Annotated in this window: 11 protein-coding genes; 2 read left to right on the top strand and 9 right to left on the bottom strand. The window is 40.4% G+C overall.

All coding sequences use genetic code 11. From position 1 onward, the window contains the following. Positions 1 to 36 precede the first annotated feature (36 nt). The 3 genes from BANVL01_RS15930 to BANVL01_RS15920 form a co-directional block, all read right to left on the bottom strand. Positions 37 to 1,023: a C-terminal binding protein gene (locus tag BANVL01_RS15930; RefSeq protein ID WP_066088439.1), complete on the bottom strand. Its 987-nt coding sequence runs from the start codon at positions 1,021 to 1,023 to the stop codon at positions 37 to 39. Positions 1,024 to 1,042: 19 nt separating this feature from the next. After that, positions 1,043 to 2,152, bottom strand: coding sequence for a histidinol-phosphate transaminase (hisC, locus tag BANVL01_RS15925; protein WP_218010669.1), 1,110 nt, complete (start codon positions 2,150 to 2,152; stop codon positions 1,043 to 1,045). An 83-nt stretch (positions 2,153 to 2,235) separates the two neighbouring features. Next, on the bottom strand, positions 2,236 to 3,957 hold the full coding sequence (locus BANVL01_RS15920) for an N-tau-methylurocanate hydratase (RefSeq protein ID WP_082805017.1): 1,722 nt from the start codon (positions 3,955 to 3,957) through the stop codon (positions 2,236 to 2,238). A 364-nt stretch (positions 3,958 to 4,321) separates the two neighbouring features. Between BANVL01_RS15920 and BANVL01_RS15915 the strand changes: the two genes are divergently transcribed. Then, entirely contained in the window at positions 4,322 to 6,034 is a 1,713-nt protein-coding gene (locus tag BANVL01_RS15915) for a sigma-54 interaction domain-containing protein (protein ID WP_066147964.1), read from the top strand. A gap of 161 nt (positions 6,035 to 6,195) precedes the next feature. On the opposite strand, the gene BANVL01_RS15910 is transcribed toward BANVL01_RS15915, so the two are convergent. Next, complete coding sequence (locus BANVL01_RS15910) at positions 6,196 to 9,402, bottom strand: UvrD-helicase domain-containing protein (protein WP_066088448.1); 3,207 nt, start codon at positions 9,400 to 9,402, stop codon at positions 6,196 to 6,198. Continuing rightward, positions 9,395 to 12,361: a PD-(D/E)XK nuclease family protein gene (locus BANVL01_RS15905; protein WP_066088452.1), complete on the bottom strand. Its 2,967-nt coding sequence runs from the start codon at positions 12,359 to 12,361 to the stop codon at positions 9,395 to 9,397. Before BANVL01_RS15905 ends, BANVL01_RS15910 begins: the two co-directional genes overlap by 8 nt. A 157-nt stretch (positions 12,362 to 12,518) precedes the next feature. On the opposite strand from BANVL01_RS15905, the gene BANVL01_RS15900 reads away from it, so the two are divergent. Further along, complete coding sequence (locus tag BANVL01_RS15900) at positions 12,519 to 13,244, top strand: hypothetical protein (protein WP_066088455.1); 726 nt, start codon at positions 12,519 to 12,521, stop codon at positions 13,242 to 13,244. 39 nt (positions 13,245 to 13,283) lie between these two features. Here BANVL01_RS15900 and BANVL01_RS15895 read toward each other — a convergent pair whose 3' ends face one another. The 4 genes from BANVL01_RS15895 to dacB all read right to left on the bottom strand — a co-directional run bounded on the left by BANVL01_RS15895 (position 13,284) and on the right by dacB (position 17,433). Further along, positions 13,284 to 14,012, bottom strand: coding sequence for a CBS domain-containing protein (locus BANVL01_RS15895; RefSeq protein ID WP_235845604.1), 729 nt, complete (start codon positions 14,010 to 14,012; stop codon positions 13,284 to 13,286). Positions 14,013 to 14,164: 152 nt separating this feature from the next. After that, positions 14,165 to 14,692: a response regulator gene (locus tag BANVL01_RS15890; RefSeq protein ID WP_066088457.1), complete on the bottom strand. Its 528-nt coding sequence runs from the start codon at positions 14,690 to 14,692 to the stop codon at positions 14,165 to 14,167. Positions 14,693 to 14,772: 80 nt separating this feature from the next. Beyond that, positions 14,773 to 15,804 carry a Delta(5) desaturase DesA gene (gene desA / locus BANVL01_RS15885; protein WP_066088460.1) on the bottom strand — a complete coding sequence of 344 codons (1,032 nt, stop codon included), beginning with the start codon at positions 15,802 to 15,804 and terminating at the stop codon, positions 14,773 to 14,775. A 207-nt stretch (positions 15,805 to 16,011) separates the two neighbouring features. Beyond that, positions 16,012 to 17,433: a D-alanyl-D-alanine carboxypeptidase/D-alanyl-D-alanine endopeptidase gene (gene dacB / locus BANVL01_RS15880; RefSeq protein ID WP_066096643.1), complete on the bottom strand. Its 1,422-nt coding sequence runs from the start codon at positions 17,431 to 17,433 to the stop codon at positions 16,012 to 16,014. Positions 17,434 to 17,469 lie beyond the last annotated feature (36 nt).

Raw genomic sequence — 17,469 nt, 5'->3', positions numbered from 1 at the left:
TTACCTGTTATCCCTGGCATTTATGAGTGGAATTCATTATGTTCTAACTTTATTTTGATTTACCACATTTGGAAGCGAAACTCCGTTGATCCCATCTATCATATGCTGACAAGTCCGTTTCCTAAGTTCAGTGACTGATTCCTCTGAAATATAAGAAGCATGGGGTGTAATTAGAACTTCAGGCATATTTAAAAGTGGATGGTCTACACTGGGAGGCTCTTGCTTTAATACATCAAGCCCTGCACCACCTAAATGGCCTGAGTCAAGTAATCTAGTTAAGTCTTCCTCATTTACTATCCCCCCGCGGCTAGTGTTAATAATAAACGCACCTCTTGGCATCATTTTCATACGATCATAGTTAAGAATATTAGCCGTTTCCGGAGATAAGGGTACATGTAGACTAAGCAGATTAGACTGTTGTATTAATTCCTCAAATGTTACTGGGGTGACTGCATACTCTTCAAATACTTGCTTGGGTACATAGTTATCATGAGCAATTAGGCGGGCACCAAAAGGTTTCAATTTGGCTGCGACTGCCCGGGCAATGCGCCCAAATCCTAATAATCCGACTGTATTATCCTTAAATCGTTTAATCGGCAGTGTATTAAGTGCATCCCAATGTCCTCTTTTTACCTGCGCACTATAGCTTTGAATCCGTCTGGTTACTGAAAATATAAGTGCAATTGTGTGGTCCGAAACTTCTTCTACACAATAATCAGGGACATTGCATACTGGAATACCCTTCCTCGTAGCGGCAGCTATGTCAATGTGATTAAAACCAACACCATAGGTAGCAATTACTTTACAGGAGTTTAATTCATTGATGATAGTCTGATCGCAACTAAATCCTACCTGCGCTATGACCCCATCTGCATATGGAGCAAATAAAGGGAAATCCTGCTCCACTGTTTTTGACGAGGTAACTTTTAATAAAAAACCATTTTCATTAAAAATTTCCTTTTCCATTTGATGATTTGTCCATTCGTCATCCAAGATCCAAACAAGCGGTTTTCCATTTTTCATTTTATCTCAACCTTTTTCCTTATTTGATTGAAATTGTTGCTTCTTGTATCTCTTTTAAGGCATTTATTAATGTATCATTTTGTTGGATTGTTCCGATCGTGATGCGTGCATATGTGTCTAATTTCCACGGTCCACATGGACGAATTAAAACACCTTTATGCATTAGTTTTGTGAAAAGCTCCGATGTATCTCGTTTCATATTAACAAATAGAAAATTAGCATGAGAGTCTGTCACGTCAAGCCCAAATGATAGTAATTGCTCGGTCAGTCGTTCCTTTTCTTTGTTTACCTCCAAAAGCATCCGTTCTCCATAATTAATATCATCCAATGCAGCCAAAGCCCCCGCCATCGCTATTCGGTTCACTGAAAAGGTTTGCTTAACTGCCTGCAAAGGTTTGAGATACTTTTCCGCGGCTACAGCATAACCAACTCTTACCCCCGCTAATCCAAAATATTTAGAAAAGGTTCGAATAGAAATGACTGGATATCCCTCTTTAACAAATTCAATTCCCGTACGATAGTGGCCGACTGAAATATACTCTGCATATGCTTCGTCAAGTACAACTAAAACACTTTCAGGTACTTGATTTAGAAACGAAACTAATTCCTCAGTATCAACGATTGTTCCGGTAGGATTGTTCGGATTACAAATAAAAATCAACTTCGTTTTATTTGTTATCGAATGAAGTATTCCTTTAAGGTCAGTTACGAAGTCATTTCTTGTTGGAATCTCAATGGGCTTCCCTCCCATGAGAAGTGTGATTTCCCTATAACTAGAGAAAGTCGGGTGACAATAGATCACTTCATCACCCGGATTAATGTAAGCGTTGCCAATTAATGTGATAATATGGTCTGCCCCGTTTCCGACAATTATTTTCTCTGCAGAAAGTTCATACCTTTCAGCCAATTTTTCTCGAAGTTCTAGGCAACTCGGTTCGGGGTATAACCAGCAATCTTTTACTGCTGCTGCCATTGATTCTAATGCTTTAGGGGAAGGCCCCATCGGATTCTCATTTGAAGCAAGGCGGATTACTTCATCCAAACCTAATTCCCGCTTAACTTCTTCAATAGGCTTACCTGGAACATATGGGGTTAAATGGCTCACGCCATCTCTCCACAACTTTTTCATCATATTCTCTTCATCCTTTCCCTATTAAAATTGCATACTGTTAAAATGGTTCTCTTTAATTAGCTCTAACCATACAGGAGTGATTACGCCTTCACATCCTCTGTTTGTACATCTTTCGGACCAAAGGTAGCTTTGGGTGACCACCAAAGTGGAATTTTGATACTCTCTTTTGTCAATTTTCCTTTTCCGTTTGCAACATCTCGAGCAGTTTCATAACCAGCCTGGGCATGGCGAACGACACCGATTCCAGAGTCAACGGTCATCGCAACCTCAAGTCTCATATCAGATTCAGCTGTTCCATCTGCGACCATCGTTACTCCTGTATGAACAGCTTCTCCCATGGAATAGTTCGCTTGTAAGGCAATAAGATCACACATCCCAATCGCGTTTAAAAGTCCATTCAACATCGGCCAGTCGGAAATCAAGTCACCGCCATCCTTCATGTTTTCTGATTCAAAGGTTGGGTTTACGATAGAACCAGAATCTAAGTTATCACGTGAAAACGCTACCGGTCCTGAGAGTTCACCGCGGCGAATCATGTCATTTACTTCTAATGCAAAGGCTTTCCGCTGACCAAAACCCATGTAACAAATACGTGCTGGCAAGGCTTCAATTGGAATATGTTTCTTCGCAAGCTTAATCCATCGTGTCACAAGAAGGTCATCGCTAAATTTCTCTAAAATCATATCATCAATTTTTCTTAGGTCTGCAGAATCACCTGATAGGCACACCCAGCGGAAAGGTCCACGGCCTTCACAGAAAAGCGGACGAATATATTCTGCGACGAAACCTGGCAGGCGTTTCGCTTCTTTCTCCTCCATACCGGCATCGATACACTCCTTACGATGACTTGTTCCATATTCAAATGAATGAACACCTAGGTCCATAAATTTAATCAGCGCTTTCAATTCACGAACCATGGTTTCCCGCGCCTTTTCTAAGTAAAGCTGCCGATCTGTTTCACGCAGCTGTTCAGCTTCCTCAACAGTGTACCCTGCCGGTAAATAGGAAATAGGATCATGCCCCGGCGTCATTGAGGTGGAAATATCCGGTAAAAACCCTTTTTGAATAACTTCTTCAAAAATATCAGCCGCGTTTCCAACTACAGCTACTCCGAGCGGTTTCCCTTCTGCAGCATGTTGTTTTGCCATGGCAATCGCTTCATCTAATGTTTCTACTAAACAATCAATAAATCCTTTTTCAATTCTTCTCTTAATAATCTCAACGTTAGAGTCACATAGTATGGCAACACCTCCATGCATGGTCATCGCTCGTGTCTGGTTGCCGCCCATTCCACCGGCACCAGCGGTTAGTAGAATTTTTCCAACTAATGAATCATCATAATGAAGGCGGGCAATTGCCGATAGCGTTTCAAATGTGCCTTGAATTACCCCTTGTGTTCCAATGTATTCCCAGGGAGCTGCCGTATAGTTAGCATACATCGTTAAGTTTTTATCCTGCAGGTCATAGAAAGTGGGCCAATCTGCTTTCATAATATTTGTATTGGCCATAACAACTGTCGGAGCGTATTTGTGTGTCCTAAATACCGCAACCGGCATACCCGATTGGACAACAAGCGTTTCATCGTCCTCCAGTTCTTTCAATGATTTTACGATTGCATGGTAGGACTCCCAGTTACGTGCAGCTTTCCCTATACCACCATAGATGATAAGCTCTTCCGGCTTCTCGGCATTTTCCATATTATTTTCAAGCATCCGCAAAATTGCTTCCTGTCTCCAGCCTTTACAACGGAGTTCAGGACCCCTTTGAGCTTTAACTGAAAATAAAATTTCTGGTCTTGACATGAACATTTCCTCCTAGACTTATTATTTGAACTTTTCACTATTATTTATTGCAAGTACTGTGCCAAAAATTTGTTTAGGGCTAATGTTATCTTATTTAATAAAAATAGACTGATTTAAACATCGTTTTTAATAAAAAACCTTAGATAGGAATTTTTAAGGTCTAATTTATGAGTCCTACAAGATTTGGTTGCCGCAGATAGTTTTGGCGTCTTTTGAGGCATTACATCTATTTATATCCTTGGAATAGATGGTAGTAACAGAAATTATTTATGCAGATACAATTTGCGCAAAATACTTTGATTATTCAAAATAGATGGTATATTTAGAGTTAAGGGAAAATTATTGTTAATCAGGAGGTTAGGGGATGATTGAAGCAGCTATCTGTTCTTTAATAAGGAGTTTTACTGACGGGGTTATCGTGCTTAATCTTAACCACGAGGTCCTATGCCATGATACCAGCAGAGTTGGTGTAAACATTATAGAAGGCACGCACATTTCAAAATCTCTTCCATATGCGCATGAGGAATTTGCAGATAATCAAGCTTTTTCGATAATGATTAATCAGAGAAAGCTTGCAATTACTGCGAAAACTTTTTCCGCTGATAAGCACTACATAATTCTTTGCATAGAGGATATATCAAATTTAAAAAACAATCCAAAAATGCGATTATATTGTCTTGAGAAAATAATTGAATCTCTTGATGAAGGAGTGATGATGAGTAATCAAGAAGGGGAAATTATCTTATATAATCTTGCACAGGAGAAAATGGAAGGATTAAACAGGCAGGAGATTATCGGTAAGCATCTATGGTCTGCGTATAATTATGATAACCCACAAAATTCCGAGCATAGGCACACATTTAAAACCGGTAAGCCCATTTTTTCAAGATATAGGGCACATTCAACCATTAATGGGATCCCAAAGTATGTGAATTACAGTACCTTCCCTATTAAAAAGGACAATGAAACGATTGCAGTATTTTCTTTAAGTACTAATGAATCCAAACTGAAGGACATGCTTCACGAGACCATCGAACAAAAACGAAAAATAACTGAAGTAGAAAAAATAGACTTTAAACCAAAGAATGGAACTGAGTTTACCTTTGAAAATATTAAGGGAAATAGCCTCGTTCTTAAAAACTTAATAAAAGAGGCCCAAAACATTGCGGTTCACAATACAGATGTTTTAATTGTTGGAGAGACTGGTACAGGAAAAGAATTGTTTGCACAAAGCATTCATAATCACAGTCCAAGAGCAAAAAGTCCTTTTGTCGCAATAAATTGCGCCGCGATTCCTGAAAATCTTTTGGAAAGCACCTTATTTGGAACCGTTAAAGGCGCATTTACCGGTGCAACAAATCAAGTCGGACTGTTTGAATATGCTAAAAACGGGACTCTTTTTCTAGATGAAATAAATTCAATGCCAATTACATTACAATCAAAACTCATGCGTGTTTTACAGGAACGTTTTGTTAGAAGGGTTGGTTCAAATGATGTAACCCCAGTTAATTGTATTGTCATAAGTGCCTCAAATGAAGATCCCGAAAAGTTGATTTCAGAAGGAAAAATGAGGCTGGATTTATATTATAGAATAGCTCGTACGAGTCTGTACATTCCTCCATTAAGGGAGCGAACAGAGGATATTCACTTTTTTATCAATTATTTCTTAAACATATACAAAAAGAAATTCAATAAGTCTGTACCAAATATTTCCAAATCATTGATTACCACTCTTCTTCACTATCATTGGCCTGGCAACACGCGAGAACTTGAGCATTTAATCGAGAACATGATCATTCGGGTAAGTGAAATAGATAAAGCTCTCGAAATAGACCATCTTCCATCCAATATAAAAAGGAAAATTTCCCCCGACGAAAGCCAAAAATCAAGCAAAATAAAGAGAATGGAAAAGAAACCTTTTAATTCAATTTTTTCAAACTCACAAGAGCACTATATCCGAATAACCCTAGAACAAACAGATTGGAATATTTCAAAAGCAGCAGCAAAGCTGGGAATTACCCGGCAAAGTCTTCAATATCATATTAAAAAGTATCGAATAAATAAACCAATCAGTTAAACAACGCCATACCTATCCATGTTTTAAGGATTCTTCTGTAATTGTTCGTAAAAATTTCACAAGATCACTTCAAAACCAAAAAGACTCCCAGTGAATTAATACTTCACAGGCAGCCTTTTTGGTTACTTTTACCAGTCCTTTAAAAATAGTTGTTTTTTATGTTATTTACTGAATAGGGCTATCCGATTGGGTGTAAGAAAATAAAGACATTCAGCTTCAACTTTCTCCCCCGTCAACGCCTCCCAGGCATCTTTATAGAACGCTAGCTGGCTGCTATAAAATGACTGAAGAGTATCATAGTCTTCCTCATGCTTAGCCCGGTCTGTTTTGTAATCCACGATGGTCCAGGAACCATGCCTTTTGTAGATTAGGTCAATTGTTCCTTTGACAAAGAACGGATGCTTATCTATTGGATTCTTTGTGATTAGCGGATAAAGTTTGTGACCCTTTTCGACCTTTAACGTAAATGGTACCTCTGTCAGCACTTCTTCTGCTGTTTGTAAATTTCCCCAAAGCTCTGACTTCTTAAGATTTTGCAGATATGTTTCAACCTCCGCTTCTCTCGCTGGCGGAAGCTTAAATTTGTTCAAAGCCGTTTTCAGATAATGGGTCAGGTCGTAGCCTTGAACCGCTTTTTCGAGCACATCATGAATGAGCGTCCCCCAGTCTTTTCCGCCGCCGGATTCCCGTTCAATGGTGATTACACTATAATCCTTGTCCTTTGTCGGTGTCCAAAGATCATAGCTCTTTTCACTGCTTGAATCAATCCAGACGTGTTTGCTGATGGTTTTGGACTGGAAATCTCTTAAGGTAATTTCCGCTTGAGGGTTCTTTCTTGCAACAGCATCTAACTCTGAAATTTCCAGTTCTTCGATTGTTTCCATTTCAAAAAGAGTGTTCCAAGGGTTTTTCTTATTACTGCCGTTTGCGCTAATAATCAATGCCTTCTCGGCACGGGTGGAGGCTACGTAAATAATCCGCAGCTCTTCTTCGCTTAAGTACATTAATTCCTCCGCCTTATGGGCAGCCCAATTAAGCGGTATCGCCATCTCTTTTGATTGGTAACCGGTATCGACAGTAAACGTGAAGAATCCTTTCGAGGACAAGTCCTCCCGTTTAATATGCTTTGATAAGAACGATTCAGGGCTAACCGCTTTTGCCGGGTGTGCCAAAAAGACAATGGGGGCTTCAAGGCCCTTGGCTTTATGGACATTCATGATTCGAACCGCATCAGCCTCTTCCTCGAGGTTTGTCACAACTGTTTTTTCAAAAATCATCTCTGTAAGAGTTTCTAAAACCTGTTTATAGGTTGTATTTCCTGCTGCCTCCTGCTTCCTTAGGGCTTCTATCACTTGCAGCAAGCTTTTATACATGCGTTTACCGCGGCCATTTGTTAACAGTAATGGATAGAATCCTATCTCTTCGCTGATTTTTTCGATGGCAGCGGTAGGTGAAAAGGTAAGAATCTGCTTTTGGCAGTGCTGTAATTTGCTTAAGGCTAATGCAAATTTAGCTTTTACTTCTGCGGATAGTCCGTCCGGTATGTCTGCATATACCGAAAATCTCCCCTTGGCTTGCTTCCACTGATACAATTCCTCGTCACTTATGCCGAAGAATATTCCCCGTAAGACAGCCACAAAGCCGACTTCATCCGTTGGGTCCAAGAAGGATTTTAAAAGGATCCACAAATCCTGGAACTCCCGTGTCTCCCCAAGAATGACTTCACCACTGATACTGACCGGAATCCCAATATCTTCTATCCGTTTCGCATAGGTGGCAATTCCGTCGTTGTATCTTGTCAGCACCATGAAATCCTTAGCGCGATATCCTTGCTTTAATAGATTGTGAATCGTCAAAGCAATGTTTTCGGCATCCTTTAACATAATCTCTTCCTTCTTTTTAACATCTGCCGGCACTGACAGTAATTTAACCCCCGAAAAGCCAATTCCTTTATCCTCATGATAGGAAATCAGCGGACGGTAGGCTGCTTGATAAACGGTTTCTACTATCGGTAAATGCTGTTCAAAAACGGTATTTAATGGTTTCGTTACGGTGTCGAGGGTGCGGAAATTCGTTGTCAACTGCAATACCTCTCCTCCATGCTCCTCCATTAACTGCTTAACTCGGTTGTATGTATCAATATCGGCCCGGCGGAAACGATAAATCGCCTGCTTTGGGTCGCCAACCACAAATAGCGAACCCGGTTTCGGTTTACAGCTGGTCCAGTTTTTTTCCGCGCTATCTTCACTGGTTAAATAGAACATGATTTCGGCTTGAAGCGGGTCGGTATCCTGAAATTCATCGACAAGTAAGAAGCGATATTTCCCTTGGAAGTACCTGCGGACCTCACGAATTTCTTTTAGCAATGTTGATGTATGCATCATTAAATCTTGAAAATTTAATAGCGACCGTTCCTTTTTCAGCTGCTCATAGGATTGTACCGCCCCTTTTAGGAAACTGACAATCTTCGGGTGACAATGTTCTTTCCATGCCTGGATGAGCGGATTGATATTTACCTCAAAGGCAGCGGTGATTTTCTCTTGATAATATTGAGCGTCTTCTTTTGAAGGCCAGCGGTTATAGGTAGGCTTGAGATTTTTAGCAAATAAACTAAAAATGCCGATGATGTCCTTATCCTGCAATGAGTCGATGAATTTTTTCTTTTGACAAGCGGTTACGATGGCTTTCTGGAGGGCATCATAGCCTTTTAGCGGCTCCGTATCTGGAATGAACTTTTTCGCTTCCTGGATCAACATCATGAAATATTTGTAGTCCTCGTGCAGCTCCGGTTTCGAAACTGTTTCTGTCACCCACTCAACATCGGAATATTCCTTTAAATCCTTCAGCCATGGAAAAATATCATCCACGTTAATCCCTAATTCGGCGATTTCCCCAAAATGATGTGAGTCCTGATCCATTAATTCCTGCAAGTAGAGCTGCCATGCTTCTGCTAAAATATCCAAATCATCGGCTTCTTCAAGTTCCTTAAAGGTCAAATCTAAATGCGCTTCGATTGGACGCTCGCGCAGGAGCTTGGCGCAAAAGGCATGAACCGTTCCTATAAAACAGCGTTCAATATTTTTTAGTGCCACGTCTAAACGATATTCGGCGTCAAGATTCTTTTCCTTTTTCCAGGCTTCCTCTAATTTTGCTTGGAAGCGAACTTTTAATTCGTCTGCCGCTTTTCTTGTAAAGGTGATGGCGACAATTTCTTGAATTTCTGCGGTTCCAGTTTGGATGAGATTCACCATTCGCTCGACTAAACTTGTTGTTTTTCCCGAACCGGCACCGGCTTCTACTAAAAAATTGGCGCCGAGCTTGGATGTAATCTTGTCGCGTGCGGCCTGGTCTTGAATGACCTTAGTCATAGGCTCTAACCCCCTTTAGCTTCTGATTGGATTGTTTCAATTTCAGCATGTCTTTATCATAAAAATGCCGGCGGCAGACTAGCTTAAGCTCGCAGAACTTACAATCATTTTCATCATCGGTCATTTCAAAATGACCGTTTTTGATGATATCAACTAATTTTTCAAGAATATCTAAGCCATTTGTTCTAAGGGTGCTATTCTGTTTTCGGATAAATCGCTCGGCCATCCCTTTCACAGTTGGAAAATAATACGAGCTTTCTTCCACTGCCCCGGCACCAAGATTTAAGTGCTGTTCAATCGCTAAGGCGTATATCAGATGCTGGAGTTGACGTCCGCCATTAAAAGCGCCATTTTGCTTATAACTGTAGGTGCTTCCCGTTTTATAATCGATAATGTGGTAGCTGCCATCATTTGATTGATCGACGCGGTCAATAATTCCCGAGATTTTCACTTCCCCTGATGGAAGTGTGATAATGGCTGGGTTCGTTTCGCCGATGCCGAAGGAATATTCAAAATGAAGCGGATTGTAATTTTCGCAGTGACGCTCTTCTTCTTTCAGAAAAATTTTGCAGCAGGCCAAAATATCGTTTAACTCACGAAGATAGACTCTGTCATTTGGCGGCGGCAGATTTTCTTTTTGCTGTTCGACTAGATTTGCTGCAATCGCTAAGATTTTGTCCACATGCAAGGCATAGACAGGCTTGGCTTTTTTCCCCTTTAATTGCTTATAGAAATTTTCAAAGATGCTGTGGAGCAGGCTTCCCCGTGTCGCGGGGTCGAGCCATTTGTTGGCATCAAACGAAACATCCTCAATTGGTCTTACTCTCAACACTTCCTTTAAAAAATAGGAATACGGACATTTCGCGAGTGTTTCAAGTTTGCCGGCAGTCAAGGTTTTTTCGGGATTAAGGCGCGGGTCATACTGCGTTTCATCAATTTGTACGAGTCCCTCGAATTCCGAAAAATTGTTAGTATGGCGAGCCGTTTCTGCTTCCATTCCATCTTTAACATTTTGAAAATGGTTTAAAATCCCTTCCGTTAGTTGAACATTCACGAAGCTGATTAATTTTTCATCCCAATAGTCCTTATCTTCAAAAATATCATTCGCAATGATGGTGGAAGGCAAGGATGCTAACTCTTTAAATTCGGCGTCTTTATTACCAGCGATTAATCGGTAACACTGCAAAAAAACAAAGGCAGGGTTAACGACACGATTAGCATTGATATCAAAATTACAGTAGCTGACTGTTACCGTTCCTGTTGATTGCGCCAAAACCTGTACTAGTGTATATAAGTTCACCTGGCCTTTTTCCCGCAGTAATGGCAGCTTGTTTCCTAACTGAATCCGCTCCATGTCCAGCAGTAACGGGTCTTCACTGGAATTACCAGGGAACTTTTTATTATCTAAGCCCGCGATAAAGACAGTTGTCCGGCTATTGTAAATGCCCTCTCTATAGGAAGAAACATGCAGATGACCTGGTTTTGGACGCGATTTGTTAATCCGGACGGATAGCAGTAAGTCCTTTACCTTTTCAAACACGTCGTAGCTTGCTAACGATTCATCTGCATACGAGATAATCTTATCGATTTCTTCCAACAAGGAAACTTTCGAAATTTCATCAAGAGCGGAGCTCATTTTACTATTATTTTTTAGAAGATAGGCTATTCCAGTTAAGCATTTTTTATAGTTCATTCTTGTTTCTAGGGGCGGAAGCTTTTTAAAAAGGGACGCAAACCAATCCTTTATCCATGAAATATCTTTCAAGCGGTTTTCATAAGAATTATTTGCTTCCACTTGAATCAGCTTTTCACCCAGCCGGTCGATTTCCATATCGAGATGTGTTAGGTAGCGTTCCTGCGCCCAGCCAATCTGTAAATCCCGGAGTAATCTAGCGATTTTTGATTTAGAAGGAGCGTCTTGTCCAAGTACAATCAAGCCCTCATTCAACAAATCAAGAAAGGCTTGGACACTATAATTGGACTGAATCCAGCCTATTAACCCGGAAACTAACCGTCCCGGCCGGCTGAAAGAAACCGGAAGCCCCTCGCCAAAGGTAATCGGGATGTCCAGCTTTTGTGACAGGTGATAAAAAAGCGTTATGTAGGAATCAGCGTTTGTATAATAAACAACGCACTCATCAAGTGGTGCCTTTGTTGTTTTAATTTTTTCTAAGATTTGTTTAACTTCCATTTCCTCAGTTTTTGCGGTAATAATACATAAGTCCAGCTCGCCGCTTGCTTCTTCCTGTTGGTAGAGAAAGCTTAGCGGTGTCGGTTCTCCTGTTCGAATCGAACCAATGCTTGTCCCCTCAGGTGGATTGATGCCATAAACGGGTGCAAGCGGCAGTTTATATCCATACTCAGGTATAATTTCACCAAGGAGAAGTTCTTCTAGGTGTGAAAGATTTAGGCCGGATTGTAAAATATATGCTGCCTTTTCATCGATTTGCGCGAATTCCAGCGCTTTAGCTATAAGAGCTGCTTTGTCGGTAAATTGATGGGTGGTTAAGGCCTTTTCATATTCAGAAAGGATTTCATATAGATCTTCCGCCTTATCTCCTGTGATGAAAGCATCCTTTTTCAACGTGTCTTTTGTATATCCAGCAAGAAGCAATGTTTGAATAGTAGTATAAATAGCATGGCTAAAGGAAGGCGTAATCTCCATTTCGCGGAAGTAACGAAGCCTGCCTTGTTCCTTCAGTTCCGTAAGCAATGTTGAAGTAAAATGGACCCCGACGGTATGATCCAAACTATTTAGTGGTTGGTCTGTATGCAGCTCTACTAGGTTCTTGGCAAGATCATAGACGGTTTTATACTTCAAATTGATTGCCTGATGGCCTTCCTTGATAAACGCCTCATTGATTTGTTCCCCGATGGCATGGGAATCAACGATAACGACTTTTTCTCTTAGGGGAAAGTTAGTGCAAATTTGACTTAATTCATTTACTAGAAAAGTCATGGGAAAACTCCTATCATCTCGATAATCTTGTCTCGAGTATATCATTTTTTCCCAAGATGTATCCAAGTATTTACATTATTTAAACCCCAGGATGAACATAAATTTTTAAATGTTGGTAATAATAACCTCGATTAAGATTGAAAGGATGGGATGTTTAATGTCGTTAGAATGGTTTGACAGAGTATGTGGAGAATTGCAAGAACACCTGGAGTCAATTTGTGACGAATATGATCAGGTTGGCCAAATGACAATTGAAAGAGCGGCTAAACATCCGAGGATTGAGTTTTTCGTCGATACGGCAGATATTGATACCGAAGAACTTGACCGTGATTATTTCTGCTCGCTGTTCTTTGACCCGCAAAACGAGGAATTTTATATTGATACCTTCGATGCTGACAGCGGACTTACGGCGAAAATCATCCTTTCAGACATTGAAGACATTATCGAGGAAGTCCATGGGAGTCTACATGATTACATGAACGGCGATGATGACGATTCAGATGATGGCGTCTACCTCCAGTCAAATGAAGGGTTCGACGATGTGGAGGTTTTTGAAGCCGTTGACGAAGAAGGGGACTATTATCAGGCTGAACAACTCAACAGTAACGACATTTTTGAAGAAATTGACGTAGACTGGTCCACTCCTGAGGTTACTGCCTTTAAGCATGCAGATGAAGTAGAAGTTACCTATCAATTTGGGGTCGTTCAAGCAACAGGAGACGGCGTCCTTAAACGTATCAACCGAATCTGGACAACCGAAGACGAGTTGATTAGAGATGAATCACATTTCATTTTTAGCAAAGAAGAAGCTAGTACAATTATTGCGATGATTGCCAGCCACATGGACCAACTAAGCGAGTTTGATTTTGCCGATAATCCATAAAGAAAACAAGGGAGCATGCCATTTGGATGCTCCCTTTCCTTAATCAACTGTATAATCAATTTCTATCAGATCCCAAGCAGTGATTATTCCTAGCGGTGCCTCGTCGGTATTGCCGTTTTCAGTAATAATGACGCCTTCTAATTTCCGTTTCTTTTTATGTGCTTTTTCGAAAATATTTTCAACCTCAAAAATATTAATCTCTTTTGGAACGATTTCAATCATAAGTTCTTTTTGATAATTCATGATATCCCAAACATGGATATCGGATAGATTTACTAGACCGCTCTCCATATTTTGCGCCATCCATTTAACAATCGATCCTGCAGTCAGAAGCCCAACGCATTTTTTATTTTTATAGATTGGAAATTTGGAATAACCATGCTCCTTTATCGCTGCCGTCACTTTCAAAATGCTGTCATGATAATCAAAATAAACCACATGTTTCGTGGCGATGGAAAGTGCGTAATTAGGGCGGCTAAACACATTGGCGATTTTTTCAATATGGGAAACCACTTTTGCGTTGGGCTCTGCTATATAAAAGCCTACCTCCATTTTTTCATGGACAATCGCATTTCGAAGTCTAGCATATTGCTCAAGATCTTTTTTATAGGTTTCAATGATTTGATATTTTTTTGCCCCAAGCTTGACCAAAACTACAAATCTATCATCATTAATTTGCACAATATCCCTCAAAGCATCGTGTACCTGGTTGTACGCTACCTCAAACCGTTCTGACAATAATGGCCCTTGTTTTTTATTCATATTCATTTTGCGCTCCTATTACAGTGCTTTTCTTCCTTAATACTATCTAATCATTAGTTCGATAGAAAAATCAATACTTGAAAATTTTAAAAAGTATGCTAATAAATTGAAAGGACCGCCCTTTTAATATAGGGCAGTCCTTTGTATGGTATGAAAATTCATCCGGTTGGTAACTTTATTTTATCGATAATGGTTGATAAATAACTTTTTACGGTTCCATTGATGGTACTTTGCTGAGTTGTGCAATCTATTTGGCCTTGCCCATCGCCCAGTGCCCGTTCGGTAGGATTGGATTCTTTGTCGATTAATTCGGGGGAGTAAATTCGCTCACCCTTCATAATGCTGCGAATCGAAAAGGCTAACTCCTCACTTGGGCTGTCCTTCAATAAATAACCTCTTACATCCGCTTGTAATACCCGTTCAAAATAACCGGTCCTAGCAAAGGTGGTTAAAATGATCACTTTGCACTCAAATTGCTTTATGGCTTCTGCTGCCTCAAGTCCGCTCATTTCAGGCATCTCTATATCCATAACACAAACATCTGGCTGGAAACGATCCACTAGAACAAGGGCCTCTTCTCCATTTCTCGCCTGACCCACCACTTCCATATCATCTTCCAAATTGAGGAGGGAACCGATTGCCTCTAACAGCATTTCCTGATCCTCAGCAATTACAATTCGAATCATCCCAGTTCTCTCCTTATCAGGCAGCTGTTAATAAACAGAGACTCCCCGTATATTAAGGAGAGTCAGCCAAAATGGTGTGCTTATAGTTCAGGTTTAGCTTGAATAGAAATACTTCTTTTAGCTACAGCTTTAACGTCTTTAAAGGTGACAAAATTCTTTTTTTCCTCATCCCATAAGCGGAATCGGAGTGACTTCAAGCTTGTAGCAAGAGTAATTGTCGGCACATTTTGTAATGGTGGCGTATTAGCGTGCGCTTCTTCAAGTTTATAGTTAGGAACCCTTGGACTTAAATGATGCACATGGTGATAACCAATATTTCCAGTTAAGAATTGCATCAATTTTGGCAGCTTATAAAATGAACTTCCTTCCACCGCTGCTTTCACATATTCCCACTCTTTATCTTCTTCAAAATAAGAATCTTCAAACGTATGCTGTACATAAAACAGCCAAATACCGACTGAACCTGATAGTAAGAAAATCGAGCCTTGGACTAAAAGAAACGACTGCCAGCCGACCGCCCAGCAAAGCAAGGCAATTGCAGCAACAATGAGAACATTTGTCAAATACGTGTTGTTGCGTTCTTTCTTTTTAGCACCTTTGCGATTAAATCTATTTTTTAATAGGAAAACATAAATTGGACCTAATCCAAACATCACAAATGGATTGCGATAAAAACGATAAGCTAGACGTAGTTTGAGTGGTGCTGCCAAATATTCATCTACTGTAAGCGTCCAGATATCACCAGTACCCCGCTTATCCAAATTTCCGCTTGTCGCATGATGAACGGAATGCTCATGTCCCCATTGATCAAACGGGAAGATCGTTAAAACGCCCATGGCTGTCCCAACAATTCGATTGGCTCGGCGGTTTTTGAAAAAGGAATGGTGTGTGCAATCATGAAAAATAATGAATATTCTTGTCAAAAAGCCTGCAGCAATCACAACGGGAACTAATGCTAGCCAATAAGAAACGGAGAGGCTTAAATAGGCAAGATACCATAAGGTAATAAACGGCACCACCGTATTGATGAGCTGCCATACACTTTCTTTCGTTGTTGATTTTTCAAAAGGAGCTATTTGTTTTTTCAATGTTTTCGTGTTTTGTAAGGTCATTTTATTCGAATTCCCTTCCTTAGTTGTGTTGTTAATTCGAATTATAAAGGAAGGGAGTTGGACTTGTTAGTAGCAGGTGTCATGTGCTGGGTATGACAAACGTCATGTACAAGACGATTTTAATGGTCATACGCATTAAAACGCTTCCAATTTATTTTGCATTTAAACCTTAACTATCAATGAAAAATACCTTCACTACGAGGAAAATCATGAATTTGCTAACAGCTGAACAATTCGGTCCTCAATTTTTTTTCCTTTTTCGTCGTCCATCAAATTATTTAATAAAATCGAAAAAATTAATTTTTGCCCACTTTTTGTTTCCAGATAGCCTGATAACGAACTGACAGTGGATATGGTTCCCGTTTTCGCTTGGACTTTTCCTTGGACTTCTGGATCTTTCAAGCGATTTCTTAGTGTGCCGCCGACCATCTTTTCCCGTGCACCGGCTACAGGTAAGGAATAAATGAAGCTTGAAAACCACTTTTCCTTCTTTACTGCAAATAACAGTTGCGATACTTGATTGGCTGGAATTAAATCTACATGAGAAACACCTGATCCATCACGGATAACCATCGTTTTAGGGTTGAGGCCCCATTTTGCGATTTCGGTTTCCAACACTTCGATTCCTTTTTCCCAGCTGCCCTCCCCTTTGACCACCTTGCCCATTTCCTTCATCAACATTTCTGCATGGCCATTATTACTCAACTTCATAAATGGCACCAGCAGCTCTGATAATGGCATCGAGCGGTGAGTCGCCAAAATTTTTGCGCTGTCAGGCACCAATCCTGATTTAATTTTTCCCGTAACGGTAATCCCCTGTTCTGATAATGACTGTTTCATTAGGGTTAAGGCGTATCGGGTTGGGTCCCAGACACTGATCCAGTCTTTCTCTCCCATTGACTTATGTGGAATCGTTCCTTCTATTGTTATCGTGTTCGTGGCATGAATGCGTACTATGTTGATTTCCTTTTTACCGTCATCCGGAACCGTTGCTGCATGATTTACTATTTTTACATAGTTCGTTTTCGGGGTGATTTCTACCACAGGTTTGTCCCCAATTTTTGTTCCAGGTTTCACCATAACCATGACTGAGCCCGCATCGTAGTCTGTTGTCGGTGAAGCTGTAAGTGCGGAAATTTGCGCCCCATAATGAGTGGTTTCATCGCTCCACGGTAAGTCAAACGAATAGCGGACATCATCATACCAGGAATCATCACCAACGAGATCTCCGGTTATTTTTTTGATACCAATCTCCTGTAGCTCAGCTGCCATTTTATCAAAATCGGATTTTAACAGAGTGGGGTCACCTTTCCCTTTTATAAAAAGATTTCCCTGAAGTATTTTCTTTTTCATCGTTCCATCCGTAAGTATTTCCGTCGGAAAGCTGTAGTCTTCTCCCAAAATATTGAGCGCTGCTGCCGCAGTTAGCAGCTTCAGATTTGAAGCTGGCCGCAAACGGACATCACCTTGATGATCATAAATGATTTCCCCGCTTGCATCAGAGCGAATACTCACACCAGCGATCGCTCCTTGTAAATCTGGTTCATTTTTAATCAATTGATTGAGCTGCTGAACCATTTTTTCTCGGTCATTCTTTGCGGTAACTTGACCGCAGGGGATAATTACCATTAATAAAATTAGTACGAAAAATTTAACCTTTTTAAT

It is taken from the genome of Neobacillus novalis NBRC 102450 (assembly GCF_001591805.1).
GTDB classification, from domain to species: Bacteria; Bacillota; Bacilli; order Bacillales; family Cytobacillaceae; genus Neobacillus; species Neobacillus novalis.
This window is presented reverse-complemented; position numbering and strand designations above follow the sequence as displayed.